This is a genomic window from Mycobacteriales bacterium (genome assembly GCA_035995165.1).
Classification (GTDB): Bacteria; Actinomycetota; Actinomycetes; order Mycobacteriales; family CADCTP01; genus CADCTP01.
Window position 1 is genome coordinate 13667 of record DASYKU010000096.1, and the last position, 18772, is coordinate 32438.

General features: G+C 73.6%; 17 protein-coding genes. 4 read left to right on the forward strand and 13 right to left on the reverse strand.

Features of this window, described 5'->3' with window-relative positions:
- Positions 1-28 precede the first annotated feature (28 nt).
- The 3 genes from VGP36_16010 to VGP36_16020 all read right to left on the reverse strand — a co-directional run bounded on the left by VGP36_16010 (position 29) and on the right by VGP36_16020 (position 3553).
- Positions 29-1186, reverse strand: coding sequence for a serine hydrolase domain-containing protein (locus VGP36_16010; protein HEV7656219.1), 1158 nt, complete (start codon positions 1184-1186; stop codon positions 29-31).
- 190 nt (positions 1187-1376) lie between these two features.
- Positions 1377-2636 (reverse strand): cytochrome P450, encoded by a 1260-nt coding sequence (locus tag VGP36_16015; GenBank protein ID HEV7656220.1) that lies wholly within the window; start codon positions 2634-2636, stop codon positions 1377-1379.
- A gap of 68 nt (positions 2637-2704) precedes the next feature.
- A complete protein-coding gene (locus VGP36_16020) occupies positions 2705-3553 on the reverse strand; it encodes a hypothetical protein (GenBank protein ID HEV7656221.1) in 849 nt (282 codons plus the stop codon).
- A gap of 108 nt (positions 3554-3661) precedes the next feature.
- Between VGP36_16020 and VGP36_16025 the strand changes: the two genes are divergently transcribed.
- Together VGP36_16025 and VGP36_16030 are read left to right on the forward strand one after the other, a co-directional pair.
- The gene (locus tag VGP36_16025) at positions 3662-4675 is read left to right on the forward strand and encodes a DUF2278 family protein (protein ID HEV7656222.1); all 1014 of its coding nucleotides are present in this window, start codon (positions 3662-3664) and stop codon (positions 4673-4675) included.
- Positions 4676-4886: 211 nt separating this feature from the next.
- A complete protein-coding gene (locus tag VGP36_16030; GenBank protein ID HEV7656223.1) occupies positions 4887-5564 on the forward strand; it encodes a hypothetical protein in 678 nt (225 codons plus the stop codon).
- Here VGP36_16030 and VGP36_16035 read toward each other — a convergent pair.
- Positions 5543-7009 carry a M20/M25/M40 family metallo-hydrolase gene (locus VGP36_16035; protein ID HEV7656224.1) on the reverse strand — a complete coding sequence of 489 codons (1467 nt, stop codon included), beginning with the start codon at positions 7007-7009 and terminating at the stop codon, positions 5543-5545. The genes VGP36_16030 and VGP36_16035 overlap by 22 nt on opposite strands.
- Positions 7010-7131: 122 nt before the next feature.
- On the opposite strand from VGP36_16035, the gene VGP36_16040 reads away from it, so the two are divergent.
- Complete coding sequence (locus tag VGP36_16040) at positions 7132-7353, forward strand: hypothetical protein (GenBank protein HEV7656225.1); 222 nt, start codon at positions 7132-7134, stop codon at positions 7351-7353.
- Positions 7350-8792, forward strand: coding sequence for a hypothetical protein (locus VGP36_16045; protein ID HEV7656226.1), 1443 nt, complete (start codon positions 7350-7352; stop codon positions 8790-8792). Before VGP36_16040 ends, VGP36_16045 begins: the two co-directional genes overlap by 4 nt.
- Before the next feature lie 6 nt (positions 8793-8798).
- Here the strand turns inward: VGP36_16045 and VGP36_16050 are convergent, their stop codons facing one another.
- From VGP36_16050 to VGP36_16090, 9 genes are all read right to left on the reverse strand, one after another.
- On the reverse strand, positions 8799-9113 hold the full coding sequence (locus VGP36_16050; GenBank protein ID HEV7656227.1) for a DUF3349 domain-containing protein: 315 nt from the start codon (positions 9111-9113) through the stop codon (positions 8799-8801).
- Positions 9114-9123: 10 nt separating this feature from the next.
- Positions 9124-9435, reverse strand: a complete 312-nt coding sequence (locus tag VGP36_16055) for a hypothetical protein (protein ID HEV7656228.1) — start codon at positions 9433-9435, stop codon at positions 9124-9126.
- An 18-nt stretch (positions 9436-9453) separates the two neighbouring features.
- Positions 9454-10671, reverse strand: a complete 1218-nt coding sequence (locus VGP36_16060) for an anion permease (protein ID HEV7656229.1) — start codon at positions 10669-10671, stop codon at positions 9454-9456.
- A gap of 84 nt (positions 10672-10755) precedes the next feature.
- Positions 10756-12741, reverse strand: coding sequence for a prolyl oligopeptidase family serine peptidase (locus VGP36_16065; protein HEV7656230.1), 1986 nt, complete (start codon positions 12739-12741; stop codon positions 10756-10758).
- A 171-nt stretch (positions 12742-12912) separates the two neighbouring features.
- Entirely contained in the window at positions 12913-13908 is a 996-nt protein-coding gene (locus tag VGP36_16070; protein HEV7656231.1) for a sulfate ABC transporter ATP-binding protein, read from the reverse strand.
- Positions 13908-14732: a sulfate ABC transporter permease subunit gene (locus tag VGP36_16075; protein ID HEV7656232.1), complete on the reverse strand. Its 825-nt coding sequence runs from the start codon at positions 14730-14732 to the stop codon at positions 13908-13910. The genes VGP36_16070 and VGP36_16075 overlap by 1 nt, the downstream gene beginning before the upstream one ends.
- A complete protein-coding gene (gene cysT / locus VGP36_16080; GenBank protein ID HEV7656233.1) occupies positions 14725-15597 on the reverse strand; it encodes a sulfate ABC transporter permease subunit CysT in 873 nt (290 codons plus the stop codon). The genes VGP36_16075 and cysT overlap by 8 nt, the downstream gene beginning before the upstream one ends.
- Complete coding sequence (locus VGP36_16085; protein HEV7656234.1) at positions 15594-16625, reverse strand: extracellular solute-binding protein; 1032 nt, start codon at positions 16623-16625, stop codon at positions 15594-15596. Before VGP36_16085 ends, cysT begins: the two co-directional genes overlap by 4 nt.
- A gap of 128 nt (positions 16626-16753) precedes the next feature.
- Entirely contained in the window at positions 16754-18493 is a 1740-nt protein-coding gene (locus VGP36_16090; protein HEV7656235.1) for an ATP-dependent DNA ligase, read from the reverse strand.
- Positions 18494-18772: the final 279 nt, after the last annotated feature.

The following is an 18772-nucleotide window of genomic DNA, read 5'->3' on the forward strand; positions in this document are numbered from 1 at the left end:
GGTTGACACGTAGCGGGGCGACCCGCGGTCAGTCGTCGATCGCCTGGTAGACGGCGGTCCAGAAGTCGTGCGACCTCGGCAGCCTCTGGTCGCCTGCGTGCGCCCGCTGCATGACGAGGATCGTCGTCAGGTCTTCGGCGGGATCGTTGTACCAGGCGGTGCCGTAGAAGCCGGACCAGCCGTAGCTGCCGGCCGACGGGCCGAGGTGCGTGCGGCGGGTGATGACCGACATCCCGAAGCCCCAGCCCATGGCGTCGAAGTATCCCGGCCAGAACCCGGAGACCGCCTTCTGCGCCGGACTCAGCTGGTCGCTGGTCATCAGCGACACCGCCGGCCGCGACAGCACCCGCTCGCCGTGGTGCGCACCGCCCGCGAGCAGAGCCGAGGCGAAGGCGAGGTAGTCCTCGGCGGTCGAGACGAGCCCGCCGCCACCGCTCTCGAACACCGGCGGCCGGCTCCACCGCCCCTCGGGGCCGTCGTCTTCCACGACCGGCCCACCGGTGGCGGCATCGTCGCGCTCGTACGCCGTCGCCAACCGGCCGATGCTCCCGCCGGCCACGCTGAAGGCGGTGTCCTTCATCCCGAGCGGATCGCAGATCCGCTCGCGCAGGGCCGCCCCGAACGACCTGCCGGTGGCCCGGGCGATGAGCACGCCCGTCACGTTCGCGGCGGTGTCGTACATCCAGCGCTCGCCGGGCTGGTGGACGAGCGGAAGCGCGCCGAGCCGGCCCATCCACTCAGCCGGCGGCGCCGCCCTGCCGAGCACACCCATCGCGTCGGCGATCGGGACCGTTCCCGGCTCGGCCGGGACCATGCCGGTACCGAGGGTGAAGGTCAGCAGATCCCGCAGCGTCATCGGGCGGTGCGCCGCAACGGTGTCCTCCAGCGGCCCGTCCGGATCGGCGAGCACCGTCATGTCCGCCAGCTCCGGCAGAAGGTCGTCGACCGGGTCATCGAGGCGCAGGGTGCAGTCCTCGACGAGCGTCATCGCACACGCGGCGACGATCGGCTTCGACATCGAACCCATGCGACAGATCGTGTCGCCCGCCATCGGCGTCCCCGACCCCGGGCCCTCGAACGCGAGCGTGCCCGTCGCCTCGACGTGCACCTCGCCGTGCCGGGCGAGGACCGCCAGCGCACCCGGGACGAAGCCACTCTCGACGTGCCGCTCCAGCAGCCCCCGCACCCGAGCCAGCCGTGTCGACGAGAAGCCACCAGCAGTCACCTGTCACCTCCTCGGCTCGTCCGGTCGCAAGTTACCCGGAGCGCGACGACCGCACGCTTCCCCGAGCACGTCGAGGAGGAGACGCGTCCGCTCATCGGCGGAACCCCTGAGGGCGCGACCTCCCGGGCCATGGCCTGCTGAGCCGCCGGCGTCAGGCGCGGACGGGGAGGCTGGCGTAGCCGCGGATCGTGGTGGCCGGGCGCCAGCGGCCGCGACCGGCCCGGGTCAACCGCGGCATCCGCTCGACGAGCCGTCGCAGCGCGACCTCCGCCTCGAGCCGGGCCAGCGGCGCCCCGGCGCAGTAGTGCGGGCCGGCCGAGAACGCCAGGTGGTCCGTCGCCCGGGGCCGGTGCAGCTGGACCCGGTCCGGGTCCGGGTACGCCGCCGGATCCCGCGCCGCCCCGCCGAGGAACAACGCCACCCCCTCCCCCGGCCGGAACCGCTCCCCGGCGACCTCGGTCGGCACCTGCGCGACCCGGTACGTCGCCTGCACCGGCGGGTCGTACCGGAGCACCTCCTCGGCCACCGCCCCGGCCAGCCCCGGGTCGTCCCGCAGCGCCGCCCAGAGCTCGGGCCGGTCCAGCAGCGCCGAGACCGCGTTCCCGATCAGGTTCACGGTCGTCTCGAACCCGGCGACGAGCAGCAGGCTGCAGGTCACGTACAGCTCGTACGCGGTGAGCCGGCCACCGTCGGAGGCCGCGACCAGCGCGCTGACCAGGTCGTCGCGCGGCTCCCGGCGGCGGGCCTCGATCAGCCGGGCGAACGCGGGCTCGATCGCGCCCGCGGCCCGGATCACCGCGAGCAGGTGCGCGGGCGAGCGGACCCCGTCGAGCGCGGAGGAGATCGCCGCCCCGTGCCCGGCCAGCACGGCCGCGTCGGACCCGTCCAGCCCGAGCAGCGCGGTGATGATCGTGACCGGCAGCGGCGCCGCGTAGTCCGTCACCAGGTCGAACCGGCCGGCCCGGACGGCCCGGTCCAGCAGCTGGTCCGCCGTCGCCTCGACCAGCGCCCGGTGCCGGGCGATCGCGGCCGGTGTGAACGCCGGCGCGACCAGCCGGCGCAGCCGGGTGTGGTCGGGCGGGTCCCGCTCCAGCATCCCGAGGTCGAGCTGCACGTCCGGACCCGGCCCGGACGGCCCCGGATCGCCCGGCATCCGGACCCCGAAGTCCCGGCTGCGCAGCACCTCCCGGCAGCAGTCGTAGTGCGCGGTGGCCCGGTCGCCCCGCCGCAGCCGCAGCATCGGCCCCTGCGCCCGGACCCAGGCGTACACCGGGTACGGGTCGGCGATCCCGGCCCGGGTGTAGAGCCGCAGGATCGGATCCCGCCGTACGTGCGCGCCGACGAGACGCCGCCCCCGCAGCGCGACGATCTCCCTCAGCGCACCCCCGATCGCCCGCACCTCACCGGCCACCCAGCCACCCTCCTGCCGTCCGCGGTCACCTCCGAAACCGTACATCCGGGCACACGACGGGCGCAGGATCAGGTCGTCCAGAGCAGGCCGGCGGGGTTCGGCGACGGGATCAGGCCGGTGCGGAAGACGGCCACCGCCAGCGGGTCGAGCAGCTCCAGCAGCCGGGCGCCGTCGGTGGGGCCGAGGTCCTGCCAGGGCTGCGCGGCGGCCCGGTCGGTGCCGGCCTCGATCTCCTCGTGCTCGGCCCGCCCGGCCGCGGTCAGCCCGCCGGCGTCGTCGAGCCAGCCCCGCTCCCGCAGCCCGGCCCGGGTCCGCCCCCACTCCTGCTCCGAGAACCCGCGCCCGGTCCGCAGCACCTCCTCCTCGGCCTCGCCGGCGCCGACCTTGAGCAGGTGCGCCTCGGCCGGCCGGACGCCGCGCGCGACCAGCACCGCGTTGTGGCCGTCGCCGCGGTGCTCACGCAGCACCGAGGTGGCCTGCCAGAGCGCGATCCGGGGGTTCTCGGAGCGGGGCAGGACCTGGTTCGCCGCAGCCAGCGGGCGGCCGGCGGTGCCGGCCGCCGCCGCCGCCCGCCAGGCCAGCTCGGCCGCCTCGGCCAGGCCGGCGTCCGGGACCTCCAGCTCGGCGAGGGCCGCGTCGACCCCCGCCTCCCGGGCCGCGATCGCCCGCTCCGGGGACGTGTACGCCCAGGCGTCCGGCAGCGCCCGGGCCACCCGGTCGCGGTGGAAGCCGTAGAAGACCGCGGTGACGACGTCCGGTCCGACCGGGCCGAGCGGCGCGGCCCGGAAGGCGAAGTAGCCCATCCAGTAGCCCTTCAGCCCCAGCGCCTTGGCCTGCTCCCGCGGGTGCGGGCTGAAGTAGATGAGGTCGTGCAGGGCCTCGTACCGGAGCCAGAGCGGGCGGGTCAGGTCGGTCACCGAATTCCTCCTCGCCCCGGCCGGTCCGCGTATCAGCGGGCCGGGCCGGAGCCTCTGTTTGTGCGTCGCCGGAACGGGCCGGCGTACCGACTTCACGGGGTCTTGAGAATGCCGATCGCGTCGTACGGGGTGCTGTCCGCTCGGGCCGTCGAGCGCCGGACCGAGCAGGCCGATCTCGACTCACCGCATTATCAGATCCATCTCGTCGACGACGCCGGAGTGCACTACCGCGCCGCGGTGAACGTCAAGTCGGCCCAGCAGCCGCCGGACCTGCTCTACCTGGCCGAGGACGACTTCCGGCACCCGGTGACCGCGATCCTGGCCGGGCTGCCCTCGGGCTGGACGCCGCTGCCGTCGGCCCCGGGTGCGGGTGCGCTCGACTTCATCCGGGCCAACCTGCTCGACCCGGCCGCGATGCGCGGCGTCCCGGCCGGCGCGCCCGGCGCCGACAACGACCTGGCCGACCTGCTCGACCACCATGTCCTGCGGGCCATCGCCGACCCCGCCGCCGTCCTCTACCTGTACGGGCAGCGGTGGGGCCCGGAGACCGTCGCCGACAAGGTCTTCGGCTTCAGTCCGGGCAACGGCGTGCACGACGTGCACATGAACCAGGGCAACGGCGGCGGGTTCGCCCGCGACAACGGGGTCTGGCAGGACGGCGCGCTGCTGCTGCACTGCCCGGCCGAGGAGCGCTGGGTGGGGATCTTCCTGGCGTTCCAGAGCCAGGCCTGGCACACCGACGACCGGACCGGCAACCCGCTGCCGACCGGACGCACCGGGCCGTCCGGCCCGGCCGACCCGGAGCGCGTCCGGATCGTGGCCGCGCTGGTGAACCCGGTCGGCCCGGCGCCGGAACGGGAGACCGTGACGCTGATCAACGCCTCGCCGCAGCCGGTCGACCTGACCGGCTGGGCACTGGCCGACCAGCTCAAGCACACCTGCCCGGCCGGGGACGGGCCGCTGCCGCCCGGCGGGGCCGCGGTGGTGACCGTGACCAACGGCGTACAGCTCGGCAACCGCGGCGGGCTGATCACGCTGCTCGACCCGGACGGGACCAAGGCCGACGGCGTCTCCTACACCGGCGACCAGGCCCACCGCGAAGGCTGGACCCTCGTCTTCTAGCGCAGGCCTCCGACCCGGACCGACGGGGCGGGCGCTTCCGCAGGCGCCGCCCCGCCGGCGCCGCTCCCACGGACGGCGCTCCCACGGACGGCGCTCCCACGGACGGCGCTCCGCGGCTCCGGTCCCGGTGACACCGCCGGGCCGGTGTGCAGGGCCGGACGGATGCGGGATACTGACCCGAACAGCCGGTACGGGAGACGGGGTCCTTCGCATGGCGCTCCTGCGGTACACGGCGGCCGCGGTCCTGGTCCTGCTGGTGACCGGAGCGACCACCGTCGCGATCTGCCTCCAGGTCGCCCGTCATCGGGCCCTGGACCAGGCCGAGGACGGCGGCCAGCGGGTCGCCACCCGGCTGGTCGCCCCGCTCGTCGACCACCGCCTGGACCACGGCGACACCGCCTCGATGGCCCTGCTGGACGCCCGGGTCCGCAGCCGGAAGGCCGGCGACCGGATCCAGCGGGTGAAGGTCTGGTCGGCCCTGGGCGTCGTCCTCTACTGCGACGACCCGCGGCTGATCGGGCAGCGCTTCCCGCTGGAGCCCGAGGACATGGCGGTGCTGCGGCGCGGCGGCGTCGACTCCGCCGTCTCGCACCTCTCGAAGTCCGAGAACGTGCTGGACCGGCACTTCGGCGACGGGCTGGAGGTGCACGCCGGCACCCGGGACGCCGACGGCCGGCCGATCATCGTCGAGACGTACTTCGACACCGGCCGGCTGCACGCCGACGAGGCCGCGCTGATCCGCCGTACGGTGCCGCTGACGGTGGTGCCGGTCGCGCTGCTGGCCCTGCTGCTCGCGCCGGTGGTCCGGCGCCGGGCGACCCGCCGGCGGGAACCGGCGGGCCACCCATTCGACCGGGAGCCGCCGGGTCAGGAGCCGGGTCGCGGGTAGGCGACCGGGCTGCGGTGCCCGTCCCGGTCCACCGCCCGTACGCCGAAGTGCACGTTGTCCTTGACCAGGTCGATCGTCACCGAGCTGACGTCGCCGACCGGGATGACGTGGGTCCAGTCCGGCGCGGTCGTCTCCCGCCAGAGCACCTCGTAGCCGGCCAGGTCCGGCTCGGTGCCGCGGGTCCAGTGCACGGTGGTCTGGTTGGTCAGCGCGACCGCGACGATGATCACGCCCTTGGGCGTGCCCGGGCCCTGGGCCAGCGACCAGAGCATCGCCGCGTTCACCCGGGCGACCCGGGTCGTGTAGTCGAAGTCGACGAACTCGATCAGGTCGCCGAACTGCACCCCGTCCTCGACCCGGACGTCCTGGTGCTCGTGGTCGAAGTTCTCCCGCGGCTCGGTCAGCCGCCCGGCCGGGTAACCCTGCTGCAGGAACGGGATGTGGTCGCTGCCGCGCAGGAACCGGTCCCGGCGCCAGATGATCCGGATCGTCATGCCGGTGTCGCTGTTCTGCGCGACGTTCTGCACGAACCGGGCCAGCTGCCGCGACGGCCCGTCGTCCTCGCCGCCGACGGCCTGCCGGATCGCCGCCTGCTGCGCGGTCTCCGAGGTCGGCACGCCCTCGACGAACAGCCGGACCGTACGGGGATCGGGGCGGGTGCCGTCGTGGGCGCTGCTGGCGCCGATGATGTCGTTGCTGACCATGCCCTGGATGTCGGTGCCCGCGGCCTTGAGCTGGGCCGCCAGGAAGGCCGAGCCGAACGTGCCCTGCTCCTCGGCGGCCACCGCGGCGAAGATGATCGTCGCCTCGGTGGGCCGGGTCGCGAACACCCGGACCAGCTCCAGCACCGCGGCCACCCCGGACGCGTCGTCGTCGGCGCCGGGAGCGTCGCCGACCGCGTCGAAGACGTCGGTGATGCGGGAGTCGTAGTGGCCGGTCACCACGTACACGCGCTCGGGCGTGGCGGTGCCGCGCAGCGTCGTGACCACGTTGGTGATCACCGTCGGCGTCGGCAACCCGGCGGTCTGCGTGAACGCCTGCTTCGCCACGGTCATCCGGCCGCGGGAGGTGGCGGCCGAGCGCTGCATCTCGGCGAAGATCCAGTCCCGGGCCGCGCCGATGCCGCGGACCGGGTCGTCCTGGCTGGACAGCGTGTTGCGGGTGCCGAACGCGACCAGTCGCGCGATCGACGCCTCGATCCGGGCCGGGTCCATCTCCCGCAGCAGCGCCTTGAGCTCCCGGTCGGGCTGCTGCGGCCGCAGCGGGCCACCCGGCCCGTCCGCGCGCCGCAGCGCGTCGCCCGGCCCGTCGGCGGGGACGCCGCCCGCCGCGACCGCCTGCGGAGCCCGCAGCAGCGGCAGCCCCAGTGCCGCGGCCGCCCCGGACACCAGCACGGTTCGCCTCGTGGGCCCGCGCCGGTCCGTCGCACTCTCGTTCGATTCCATGCCGTTCATGTTCGTCACACCCCATCAGGATGTACACATCCTATTTGGCAAAGCCGCCATCCGCCGGGTCCAGATCCCCGCCGCCGACCTCCTGCGGCAGGTACGAGGAATTCGGGGCCCACGTGACCGGTGACGCCGTGGTGTTCCCGCTGTTCGTGCCGACCCCGCGACGTACGGGGATCCGGGGCTCGTCCCGGTACGGGCGGATCTCCGATCCCTGCACCCGCCAGGTGACCGGCCCGCAGAACGCCGGGTTCGTCCTGCGTGTCCACGGACTCGCCGTGACCCCGATCGCGGGCCGGGACTGGCGGACGGGCCCGGGGATGAGTACAAGCAGGGCATGACGGAACGGGCGGGTGTGGTGGTCGCCGCGGGGGCCGACGGGCGGCGGAGCACGACCGCGGCCGGGCGGGCCGTGCTGGCGGCCGCGCTGCGGCCGGTGGACCCGGACGGCGCCCGGGCGGTCGAGGGAGCCGAGGACTGGCGCAAGGACTACCCCGCGCACTTCCGGCGGCTTGTCGAGGCCGGGCTGCGCTCGCCCGAGGACTGGGTCCACCTCGCCGGCGCCGGGCTGGACGAGCTGGACCACCGGATGCGGATCGGGCTGACCGGCGGCGACGAGGCCCCGCTGACGGCGGCGCTGGCCGAGCCGGCCACCCGCAAGCCCGGCACCGAGGAGGTCCGCGGCAGCGGCGAGCGGGAGGCCGAGCTCGTCCTGCCGTACCGGGGCGAGTTGCTGCGCGGGGACGGCATCCGGCGCCGGGTCGAGAGCTGGATCGCCGGCGGCATCGCCGAGCCCTCACTGGCGGGGCCGATCGACGCCGTGCTCGCCCACCCGGAGTGGCTGCGGCTGGACGGGGTCACGGTGGCCGCGCTCGGGGCCGGCGCGGAGATGGCGCCGGTGGCGCCGCTGCTGCGCTGGGGCGCGACCGTGGCCGCGGTCGACCTGCCCCGTCCGGCCCTGCAGGACCGGCTGCGGGCGGCCGCGGCGGGCTCGGCCGGCCGCCTGCTGCTGCCCACCGACGGCGACGCCGCCGGCACCGGCGGACGGACCGGCGGGCAGACCGGGGCCGACCTGCTCACCGAGGTGCCGGCGATCGCGGACTGGCTGACCGGCCTGCCCGGCCGCCTCGTCCTCGGCACCTACGCGTACGCCGACGGCAGCCTGCACCTGCGGCTGTCCGCCGCCGCCGACGTGCTCGGCCGCCGGGTCCGGCAGCAGCGCGCGGACCTGGCCCTGGCGTACCTGGCCACGCCGACGGACGTGTTCGCGGTGCCGGGCGCCGCGGTCACCGCGGCCACGACCGCGTACGAGCGGTCCGCGGCCCGGCGGCTGGGCGCCGTCACTCCCCTGTTCCACCGCCCGTACGAGCCCGGCACGGACCCGGGGATCAACGACAGCCTGATCCCGCAGCAGGGCCCGAACTACGCGCTGGCCAAGCGGGTCCAGCGCTGGCGCGCGACCGTCGCCCGGGCGGCCGGCGCGACGGTGTCCTTCCACGTCGCGCCGTCGACCCGGACCCGGTCGGTGGTCTCGCGGCGGACGCTGAAGGCGGCGTTCACCGGCGCGCACCACTTCGGCGTCGAGGTCTTCGAGCCGGCCACGTCCAGCACGCTGCTCGCGGCCCTGCTCGTGCACGACCTGAACACCACGCCGCCGGTGCACGCGCACCCCTGGCAGGACGAGGCGTACACGGCCGTCCACGGTGGACTGTGGCGGACCACGTACGCCCCGCGCAGCGTCTTCCCGCTCGCCGCCCTCCTGGGCCTGCGGCCGCGCTGATCCGGGTCAGGCCGGGGCGTCGGCCAGCGGCCAGCCGCCGGCGGCGAGGCGGGCCGAGACCCGGGCCACGTCCGCCGGCGCGGCCTGGTCCAGGGTCGCGTCGTTGATGAGCTTCTCCACGTCCGCGGTGGTGATCTCCTCGCCCTGCTGGGCCAGCCCGGCCAGCTCGGCGGAGATCTGGTGCACCTCGAGGTCGGTGAGCTTGCGCCGCAGCAGCCCGAGCAGCACCACGTAGTCCTGCTTCGGCACCCCGGCCGGGTAGCCCGCGCGCAGCCACTCCACGGCCCGGGTGAGGAAGTTGGCAGCAGTCGGTTCGGTCACGTCGCGCTCCCTACTTGCTCGAGATCGTCGGGTAGACGTGGGTGAAGTGCAGGTGATCGCCGAGGCCGGTGACCACGATGTAGAGGATGCCCAGGGCGACCCCGAGCAACACGATCAGGAAGCACAGGCCGGCCAGCAGGCGCCCGACCGGGTGCGCGACCGCGACCGCGGTGCCGGCGGTGTGCACCTCGGCCTCGCCGCCCTCGCCCCAGGCCATGAAGCGGACGCCCGCCGCGAACAGGGTCGGCAGCCCGGCGCCGAGGATCAGCCCGATGAGAAGAACCTTCCAGATGGCCTCGAAGGCCAGCGTCACGTTGTGCATCTGCGTCGCCCTCCCGGCTCAGGCGTTCGCGGGGGTCCGGGCGGCCGTCTCCGCGGCGCCCTCCCACTCGTCGTTGACGTTGCCCGCGTGCACCGGGGTGGCCCGGGAGCGCAGGTAGAACCCGGCCGCGGCGGCCAGCAGCACGAGGAAGATGACGATGCCGCCGGCGGCGCCGCCGAGCGCGTGCGCCAGGTACCACATCACCGCGCCGACGATCGCCGAGCACGGCAGCGTGATCAGCCAGGCCGCGACCATCCGGCCGGCCACCCGCCAGCGGACCACCGCGCCCCGCTTGCCGATACCGGTGCCGAGGATCGAGCCGGTGGCCACGTGGGTGGTGGACAGCGCGAAGCCGAGCTGGCTGGAGGCGAGGATGACGACCGCGGACGCGCTCTCCGCGGCCATCCCCTGCGGCGGCGTGATCTCGACCAGCCCCTTGCCGAGCGTACGGATGATCCGCCAGCCGCCGATGTACGTCCCGGACGCGATCGCCAGGGCGCAGCACAGCTTCACCCAGAACGGGATGCTGTCGGTGTGGCTCCAGTGCCCGGAGCCGATCAGCGCCAGCGTGATCACGCCCATCGTCTTCTGCGCGTCGTTCGTCCCGTGGGCGAGGGAGACCAGCGAGGCCGAGCCGATCTGGCCCCAGCGGAAGCCGTTGTCGGTGAACCTGGCCGCCACCCCCGTGACCACCCGGTAGATCAACCAGGTGCCGACGGCGGCGACGACCCCGGCCACGATCGGTGACAGCAGCGCGGGCAGGACCACCTTGCCGACGACGCCGTCCAGCTTGGAGCCGTCGCCGTTCCAGTTCACCCCGCCCCAGCCGAGGCCGGCGATCGCCGCGCCGATCAGCCCGCCGAACAGCGCGTGCGACGAGCTCGACGGCAGCCCCAGCAGCCAGGTCAGCAGGTTCCAGACGATCGCGCCGATGAGGCCGGCCAGCACGATGATGAGCAGGGCCTCACCGCCGTCGCCGATCAGGGACGCCTTGGGCGTGCCGTCCTTGTTCTGGATCTTCACCACGGCGTTCGTGACCGTGAGGGCGACCTCCACGGACAGGAACGCGCCGACGAGGTTGAGGATCCCGGACAATGCCACCGCGACCTTGGGCCGCAGGGCACCGGTGGCGATGGACGTGGCCATCGCGTTCGCCGTGTCGTGGAACCCGTTGGTGAAGTCGAACCCCAACGCGGTGATCACGACCAGCGCGAGAACTACCGAAGCACCCGTCACACCGTCAGATTGACCGGCAGAACGACGCTCAGACAGTCCCTCGCGGGAGAGTTCGCCCAGCGTTCACGGAAGCCGAGATCCCAGTCACAGCAGGGCGGAGGGCCTCCAGGGCCGGCCGAGCACGTGCTCGGCGCAGAAGCCGAGGATCGCGTCGTACCAGATCTCGGCGTTGGCGGGCGACAGGATCCAGTGGTTCTCGGTCGGGAAGTTGAGGAAACGATGCGGCAGCTCGGCCGGGTCGCCCTCCCAGCGGCCGACCAGGTCCCACCACAGCCGCAGCGCCTCGCTCACCGGCACCCGGTAGTCGCGGTTGCCGTGGATGACCAGCAGCGGTGTACGGATGCGGTCGGCGTTGCGGTGCGGGGAGTTCTCCGCGTACCAGTCCGGGTGCGCCTCGGGGCGGCCGAACATGGTGTCCCAGTGCTGGGCCACGTCGGCGGTGTCGTTCTTCTGGTCCAGGGCCCAGGTGCCGGAGTGGGTCACGATCGCGCCGAACCGGTCGGTGTGACCGGCGATCCAGTTCGTCATGTAGCCGCCGAACGAGGCCCCGAGGCAGGCCGTCCGGGTCTCGTCGATGTCCGGGCGGGCGACCACGGCGTCGAGCAGGCCCTCCAGATCGGCCCAGACCGGGGCGGCCCGGTGCGGCCAGGCCCGGGCGATCCAGTCCGGGCCGTAGCCGGTGGACAGCGCCGGGTCCGGCATGAGCACGGACCAGCCCTGGGCCACCGCGACCCACGCGTTCCAGCGCCAGCTCCAGGAGTTCCAGGACGAGAACGGGCCGCCGTGGATCCAGACCATCAGCGGGGTGGGGCCGTCGGCGTCGGCCGGGGTGGCCAGCCAGCCCCGGACGGTGGCGCCGCCGACCGCGGCCCGGACCGCCTCGACCCGGCCCGGCAGCGCGGGCATCGGGGCCGGGGTCGGCAGGTCCACCGGCGTCTGGTCCGCGGCCGCGGTGTCGAGCCGGACGGGAGCCGGGGCGGCGTCGATCGCGGAGCGCAGCGCGTAGACGTACCGGCCGTCGGGCGACGGGCAGAGGCTGCTGAACACGCCGTCGCCCGCCAGCCGCCGCAGCACCGAGCCGGTGGCCGGGTCGACGGCCACGACCGCGCCGGAGCCGTGCAGGTCGCCGGCGACGTAGAGGATCCGGGAGTCCGGCGCCCAGACATACTCGGCCGGGTCGAGGTCGCCGAGCTCGACCGGGACGGCCGACCCGCCCTTGGCCGGCACGATCCGCAGGCCCCACACCGACGGGGTCTCGTACGACCCGTCCGTACGGGTGTTCATCGCGACCAGGGAGCCGTCCGGCGCGATCCGGGGGCCGTCGTGCTCCCGGTCCGCGTCCTCGGCCAGCGTGCTGCGCTCGCCGGTGGCCACGTCGATCAGCACCACGGAGGACCGGAACGCGCCCCGGGGACCGCGGGTGTGCCAGGTCGTCGCGACCGTGACCGCGTCCGCGGTGACCGACCAGTCGGCGTTGACCAGCCCGAAGGCGGCGTCCGGGGCGAGGTCGCGCAGCTCGCCCCCGGCGTCCGCGACCAGCAGCCGCGGCGACTCGGCGCCGAGCTCGTGATCCCAGAAGCGGATCGGCATGCCGGTGTGCAGGATCCCGCTGATCCTGCGGTCCTGGCGGGTCTTGCGCCGCTCGGCGTCGTCGTCCGGGCCCGACCCGACCAGCCGGCTGCCGGTGACGAGGACGGTGCCGGCCTCGGCCGCGACGACCGGTCCGGACAGGCCGCCGGCCGCCCGGGCCAGCACCCGGGGCTCGCCGGCCGGCGGCAGCACCCAGAGCGCGGCCTCGTCGGCCTCGCCGTCGGGGACCGGGCGGGCCGAGGTGAACACCAGCGAGCCGTCGGGCCGGAACGCCGGCGCCGACTCGCCCTTCTCCGACCGGGTCAGGCGAGCCGGGTCGCCGTCGCCCAGGGGGATCTCCCAGAGTGCGGAGACGTACCGGGCGTCCTTGGCGTCGGGCTGCTGGACGGTGCCGACGAGCCGGACGCCGTCGGGGCTGAGCGTCAGACCGGTCAGGCGCGGCAGGCCAACGAATGCGGCGATATCCCCATAGTCTGTCACCCGCCCGACGTTACCGTGGGCCGGCCGGGGCGGGCGGAGCGGCGACCGGGAACGCCGCCCCACCCCACCCCGACCGGCCCACGGCGCTCACCCCGGCCGCGTCCGGCCGAGGGCGTGGGCACCCGGCGGGAGGGGACCGCCAGGGCGCCCGGAGGATGCCCCGAGCCGGGATCAGGCCGCCGGGACCGGGACCGGAGCGTGCTCGCCCGCCGGCGCGGCCAGCGTGGACGCGCCCTCCGCCGCGCGCAGCCACACCGTCGAGCCGGCGTTGAGCCGCAGCCCGTCGGCCTGGCCGCGGGTCAGCTGCACCCAGGGCTTGCTGGTCCCGGCCTCCAGCTCGGCCCGGACCTCGAACCCGATCCGTTGCAGGCGCGTCACCGAAGCCTGGACGGAACCGCCGACGGGCTCGCTGAACACCTCGATGTCGTGCGGGCGGACCAGCCGGCCCTCCAGCCGGGTCACCGGCCCGAGGAAGCTCATGACGAAGTCGTTCGCGGGCTTGTCGTACAGGTCGGTGGGCGAGCCGACCTGCTCGATCCGGCCCTGGTTGATGACCACGAGCCGGTCGGAGACCTCCAGCGCCTCCTCCTGGTCGTGGGTGACGAACAGGGTCGTCACGTGCATCTCGTCGTGCAGCCGGCGCAGCCAGTCCCGCAGCTCCTTGCGGACCTGCGCGTCCAGCGCCCCGAACGGCTCGTCCAGCAGCAGCACCTTCGGCTCGGTCGCCAGCGCCCGGGCCAGCGCCATCCGCTGCCGCTGCCCGCCGGACAGCTGCGAGGGCAGCCGGTCGGCGAACTGCTCCAGGTGCACCAGCTCCAGCAGCTCGTGCACCCGGCGCCGGATCTCGTCCTTCGGCCGCCGCCGGATCTCCAGCCCGAAGGCGACGTTCCGGTAGACCGAGAGGTGCTTGAACGCCGCGTAGTGCTGGAAGACGAACCCGACGTTGCGCCGCTGAGCCGGCACCCGGGTCGCATCGACCCCGTCGATGTCGACCGAGCCGGTGTCCGGCTCCTCCAGCCCGCCGATGATCCGCAGCAGCGTGGACTTGCCGCCGCCGCTCGGGCCCAGCAGGGCGGTCAGCTCGCCCGACGGCACCGACACGTCGACGTCGTCGAGGGCGACGAAGTCGCCGAACCGCTTGGTGATGGCGCGCGCTTCGATACCCATCAGCTCTTCTTCTCCCTGGGACGGAGCAACGAGATGCCCACGATGCAGACCACGGCGAACAGCACGAGCACCAGCGCCACCTGGTACGACCCGGGTTCTCCCTGCTCGGCCAGGTCCGCGACCCGCAGCGTGCCGGTCTGGGTCTGGCCGATGACGTCGCCGGACACGACCCGGACCGCGCCGAACTCACCGATGGCGCGGGCCAGGCTGAGCACCACGCCGTACGCGAGGGCCCAGCGGACGGTCGGCAGTGTGATCCGGACGAACCGCTGCCAGCCGTTGGCGCCGAGGGACCGGGCCGCGATCTCCTGGTCCAGCCCCTCCTCCTCCAGCACCGGCACCAGCTCCCGCACCACCAGCGGCAGCGAGACGAAGCAGGTGGCCAGCACCATGCCGGGCAGGGCGAAGATGATCTGCAGCCCGGCGTCGGACAACGTCGGCCCGAACCAGCCCTGGGTCGGCCCGTAGACCAGCACCAGCGCCAGCCCGACCACGATCGGCGAGACCGAGACCGGGATGTCGAGCAGGATGTTGAACAGCCGCCGGCCCGGGAACCGGTAGCGGGCCAGCAGCAGCGCCACCCCGATGCCGAAGACGGTGTTGATCACGACTGCGATGAGCGCGATCTCGGCGGTGAGCCTGAACGCGTGCACCGCGTCCGGCGTGCTGATCGCCTCCCAGAACGTCGAGGCGCCCTGCTCGAACGTCCGCGCGAAGATCAGCGCCAGCGGCACCGCGACCAGGATGCCCACGTAGAGCACGGCGACCGTACGCAGCCCCGCCCGGGTGCTGGGGCGCTGCTTGGTCGCCACGGTGCTAGCCACGGCGGGCCGCCCAGCGCTGCAGCAGGTCCAGCCCGCCGATGACGAGGATCGCGACCACCAGCAGCACGGTCGCGGTGGCGGCGGCGTCGGCCAGCTCACCGTCCTGGATCGCGTTGTACGCGAAGACCGACGAGGTCTGGGTCTTGTTCAGCTGGCCGCCGATGAGCACGACCGAGCCGTACTCGCCCATGGCCCGGGCGAAGGCCAGCGCGGTGCCGGCCGCGATCGCCGGCAGGATCGTCGGCAGCACGATCCGGCGGAACGTGGTCAGCGGGCTGGCCCCGAGGGAGGCGGCCGCCTCCTCGACGTCGGTCTCCATCGCCATCAGCACCGGCTGTACGGTCCGGACCACGAACGGCAGCGTGACGAACAGCAGCGCGATGACGATCCCGGCCCGCTTGCCGTAGAGCACGATGCCGACCGGGGAGTCGGTGCCGTAGAGGGTGTTCATCACCAGGCCGGCCACGATCGTCGGCAGCGCGAACGGCACGTCGATGATGTTCTCGACCAGCCGCTTGCCCGGGAAGTCGTCCCGGACCAGCACCCAGGCGATCAGCGTGCCCATCACCGCGTTGATCGCGCAGACCAGCAGCGAGCTGCCGACGGTGAAGCGCAGCGCGCCGGCCGCCTGCTTCCCGGTGATCGAGTCCCAGAAGCCGCTCCAGCCGGCGTCGGTGGACTTCAGCACGACCGCGGCCAGCGGCAGCAGCACCAGCAGGCTCATCCAGAGCACCGCCGAGCCCAGCCCGACCCCCGTCAGCGGGGTGAACCGGAACGTCGAGCCGGCCTCCTCCGCGCGCCGCCGCCGGCCGCTGCCACCGCGCGGGGCGGCGGCGACCGGGGCGGTCAGGTCGGTGGTGGTCACCCGACGCTGCTCGCGATCTTCGTCACGATGCCGTCTTCCTTGTCGAAGTACTTCTTGTTGACCGTGGTCCAGCCCCCGAGGTCGGCGATCGTGGTCAGCTTGGCCACGGCCGGGTACGGGTTGGACGGGTCGTTGGCGCCCTCGACGGTGCCGGGGTCGACGCCCTGCAGCGCGGGCCGGAAACCCTTGCTGGCGAAGATCTTCTGGCCGGCGTCGCTCTCGGCGTAGGCCAGGAAGTCCTTCCCGGCCTGGGACGCGTTCGAGGTCACCGCGGCCGGGGTCTCGATGAGGAACGACTCCGCGGGCACGATGTAGTCGAACTTGTCGCCCTTCTGCTTCCCGCCGATCGCCTCCGACTCGTAGGAGATCAGGACGTCACCGGTGCCGTTGAGGAACGTCGAGGTGGCCAGCGAGCCGCTGCTCGGCTTGCTCACGATGTTCTTGTAGTACGAGGTCAGGTACGCATTGGCCTGGTCCTCGGTGCCGCCGTCCTTCAGGACGTGGGTGTAGGCGGCGAGGATGTTCCACTTCGCCGACCCCGAGGACGCCGGGTCCGGGGTGACGATCTGCACGCCCGGCTTGATCAGGTCGTCCCAGCCCTTGATGCCCTTGGGGTTGCCGGGCCGGGTCACGATGACGACCACGGAGTCGGAGACGATCCCCTTGGTCGGGCCGGTGTTCCAGCCCTCGGCGACCTTGCCCGGCACCAGCTTCGTCAGGTCCGAGCCGACCGAGAAGTTCACCACGTCGGCCTTCTGGCCGTTGGTGACCGCGGTGGCCTGGGTGCCGCTGGCCCCGTACGAGGAGTTGACCTTGACCCCCGAGCCCTGGCTGGTCTTGGCGAACGCGGTGGCCAGCGCGTCGTACGCCGGCTTCGGCACCGAGTAGGCGACGAGGTTGACCGACTTGCTCTCGCTGCTGCCGCCGCCGGACGAGCTCGACCCGCAGGCGCTCAGGCCGAGGCCGGCAGCGGTCGTCAGGGCCAGCAACGCGACCGTACGGCCGCGACGCGAACGGATAGTGATCATGAATGAGCCCCCTGGCCATGATGGCCGTCTATGCCGATCGATTCACTAGACAATAGGCACGGCTGCGAAACGTCGTCCACCGAATCGGATGTTTGCTACCCGGCTGCAACCTGTGACGCGCGCCCCGTTCAGGCCTTGCGGCGCGCGCCCAGGAACAGATCGACCAGCTCAGTGGTGGTGGTCGCGTCCTGCGCGGTCTTGTCCTCGCGCCACCGGCCGGTGAAGCGGGGGAAGCGCATCGCGAGCCCGGCGTCCTGCTTCAGCACGCCCCAGCCGGCCGTGTGGTTGGGCGAGAGGGTCAGCTCGGCGCTGAGGATCTCCACCACCAGCGCCGGTTCGAACCAGACGTCGGCCGGCTGCCGGGCGTCGACCACGGCCGGCTTGTGCTCACTGCGGTAGGGCGCCAGCCGCTCCGGCAGCGCCGCCAGCTCGGCGTCGGAGAAGCCGGTGCCGCACTTGCCGACCGTGCGGTAGACGTCCGCCTCGGCGTCGTACGCGGCCAGCAGCAGCGCCCCGTAGACGCCGCGCCGCCGCCCCCGGCCGGCGAAGGCCCCGACGATGGCGAGGTCGACGGTGTCGGAGAGCTCGGAGCGGTAGTCCCGCTTGAGCTTGATCCAGGTCCAGCCGCGGGCCCCGGCCCGGTAGCCGGCGTCCGGGCTGACCGACTTGCACATCAACCCCTCGCAGCCGTCGGCGATCGCCTGCTCGAAGGCGGCGTCCAGCGCCGCCGGCGTGCTCACCTCGATCGCGGTGGTCAGGTGCAGCCGGTCGGACAGGGTGACCGCCGCGGCCAGCCGCTGCCGGCGCTGCCGGTACGGCAGCCGGGTCAGGTCCTCGCCGTCGGCGTAGAGCAGGTCGAAGCAGAACAGGCTGACCGGCGCGTCCCGGACCGCCTCGGAGATGCCGTGCTTGCGGCGGCGGAACATGACCTCCTGGAACGGGTGCATTTCGGCCGCGGCCGGGTCGTACGCGACCGCCTCGCCCTCGAGGATCGCCTCCCTCGGCCCGATCCCGGCCGCCAGCGCCTCGACCAGGTCGGGGAACTGGTTGCCGATGCGTTCCAGCCCGCGGGTGAACAGCTCGACGTGCCCGTCGGCGGTGCGGTGGGCCTGGATCCGGATCCCGTCGTACTTGTACTCGGCCGCGCACTCGCCGCCGAGCTTGGCCAGGATCTCCTCGGCGTCGGAGAGCCGCTGGGCCAGCATCACCCGGACCGGGTTGCCCGGCCGGACCTTCATCTCCTCGACCGCCGCCATCCCGCCGCGGACCAGGGTCTCGGCGACCAGGCCCAGGTCGCAGCAGATGTTGTAGGCCCGCTCCAGCACCGGTTTGTCGGTCTTGCCGCCGGCGTGCACCCGGACCAGCGCGTCCAGGATCGTCGGCGTGCCGATGCCCAGCCGCAGGTTGCCGGTGACCAGCCGCAGCAGGTAACGCGCCTCCAGCGGGGTGGCCCGGCCGAGCATCCCGGCCAGCAGGTCGAGCTTGCGGCCCTGCGAACCGGCGCCCTCGGCCGCGGCGATCTCGTGCAGGGTGCCGACCACCTCGGCCACCCCGAGGCTCGCCGTCCGCTCGGGCAGCAGCTGCTGGGCCGCCTCGCCGAGGTCGCCGGTCTCCCGGACGGCCGTGCTGACCGCGGCCGGTTCGACCCCGGCGGCGGTGGCGACCGCGCGGACCGCGAGCTTCTCGGCCAGCCCGAGGTCGACGCCGGCGAACTGCGGCGCGATCATCCCCTGGCACAGATAGCAGATCCGGGCCAGCAGGTCCTCCGGCGTCACCTCGATCAGTCCGGACAGCCGGTCGATCAACGCGAGCCGGCCGGTGGCCGCCTCCAGATCCCGGTACGTCTCGGCGACGATCTCGTACTGCACCCGCACCCCTCCCCTGCCTCCGGGGATCATGATGCCGCCTGCGGCCCCGGATCAGCGCACCCGATGGCCAAGTGTCGACGCTTGGCCATCACCTGACGCAGCGTCGCGATGGCGCCCGATCGGAGTGGACGGATAGCAGCAGGCGTAGACCTCTCGGTAACTGTGGACACTCCGCGTCATCGAAACATTCTCAATCCCCGCCCGTCACGCTCTGGACACCTGGCCGGGAAGCCTGCTTGACTCCAAGTGTCGACAGTTGGTCGACGCGAGCTGCATCCG

Bases quoted from the DNA above. Each gene is read 5' to 3' on its own strand.
- VGP36_16035 (HEV7656224.1), bottom strand. From the start codon at position 7,009: ATGGAATCGAACGAGAGTGCGACGGACCGGCGCGGGCCCACGAGGCGA.
- VGP36_16030 (HEV7656223.1), top strand. From the start codon at position 4,887: ATGGCGCTCCTGCGGTACACGGCGGCCGCGGTCCTGGTCCTGCTGGTG.
- VGP36_16085 (HEV7656234.1), bottom strand. From the start codon at position 16,625: ATGATCACTATCCGTTCGCGTCGCGGCCGTACGGTCGCGTTGCTGGCC.
- VGP36_16045 (HEV7656226.1), top strand. From the start codon at position 7,350: ATGACGGAACGGGCGGGTGTGGTGGTCGCCGCGGGGGCCGACGGGCGG.
- VGP36_16025 (HEV7656222.1), top strand. From the start codon at position 3,662: ATGCCGATCGCGTCGTACGGGGTGCTGTCCGCTCGGGCCGTCGAGCGC.
- VGP36_16070 (HEV7656231.1), bottom strand. From the start codon at position 13,908: ATGGGTATCGAAGCGCGCGCCATCACCAAGCGGTTCGGCGACTTCGTC.
- VGP36_16055 (HEV7656228.1), bottom strand. From the start codon at position 9,435: ATGCACAACGTGACGCTGGCCTTCGAGGCCATCTGGAAGGTTCTTCTC.